Consider the following 1,328-nt stretch of genomic DNA (forward strand, 5'->3'; position numbering starts at 1 on the left):
AGGATCTACACTTAAACCATCACTGCAGGCCGCGTCGTAGACCATTTCGTGATGTTCGCCATCTTTAACGTAGCCTTTGATGATTTGAATGCGTTGCAGCGGTGCTGCGAGTGGATCACGCACGGCCCATACTAGGAACTTAGGTGCTTGGTTCTCGCGCGGGCTCAGATCTGACCCCATAGCGACGCCTGAATCATAGGCTTTTCGGGCCATATCGGTCTGATCTAACCAGTCGCTCTGAATGTCGTAGCCCGCGAAGAAACGGACCTTAATACGAGGGCCGGTCGTAGCGAAGGTCTCTTTGCGGCGGAAAGCGTCGTAAATCGACTCGCGTGTGTTTTCTTCCGCCCATACGCCGGCAAGGCCCGAGGCACTCCAGGTTTCGAACGATGAGCTGGCGATGTAATCATGACCATCGACCTGTGTCATTTGGTCTGGGTCTAGCCACTTTAAAACGGTGCCGGTTAAGAATGATGCAGGGATAGAGCCTCGGCGCTCGGCGGTGCCATCTAACAAACCGGCCTTCGAGAAAAAGGTCTCCTCGCGATCTGAAATAGCGGCCACGTGCGTGTCGCTGGCGCCAACTAAGCCGAACTTGTAGGGGTTGAGTCCGGTTTTCTCTTGCAGAGCTAGGCCACGAAAATACGCATCGCGCACGTAGCTACCCGGGGGGGCGCTGGGTAAGGTTGTCGCGACTCTGAAGGGCATAATCTCAAAGTCAGCCCACTCATCGTTTTTGGAAAGGGCGGGGTGAGTATCGGAGGTACCTTTGACTTGAGTGATTTCTACGATTGGCTCGTTACGCATACGTTGGGTAACGTAATCTTCCCCCATTGGGTTCCCCGCCCAATCGGTAAGGGTAAACATTTGGCCATTGGAGCCATTAGAATTGTGGGGTATGGCCAAACTCTCGATACCTTGTGCTCGCAAGCTGTCCATCCAGTCCCATAGGCCCTCGGGATTTTGCGAGTGAAAACGCGAGAAAGGTACAGCGGGCAATTTATCGGTACCGCGGAAAATGACATTGCGGTGAAGATTGCCGCGATCATCGGTTGAGGAAGTGTACTCGTAGGCAGCGAAGGTCGTGAAACGGCCCGGAACGTAGTATTGGTCGGCGGCTTCAATGCTGTCACGCCAGGCAGATTTAGTCACGGCCTCGGCAACTTTTGGGTCGACTTCGCCAGCAATGATGCCCGATATCAAAGACGGCACAAAACCGGCGAAGGCCTGCGATCGGCGGGGTATTGAGGTCTCGGTATAGTTGTCTGGCGCATTGATATTGTGCAGTGGCTTGGCCACTGCGTAATGCGAAAAGTCGGTGCTGGTAT

General features: G+C 54.2%; 1 protein-coding gene. It reads right to left on the reverse strand.

Annotation, left to right across the window (positions count from 1 at the left end; all coding sequences use genetic code 11):
- A partial coding sequence (locus ACTF5Z_RS12210) for a DUF3604 domain-containing protein (protein WP_438985874.1) occupies window positions 1-1,328 on the reverse strand: 1,328 nt, incomplete at both ends.

It is taken from the genome of Aequoribacter sp. (assembly GCF_965659035.1).
Lineage (GTDB): Bacteria > Pseudomonadota > Gammaproteobacteria > Pseudomonadales > Halieaceae > Aequoribacter.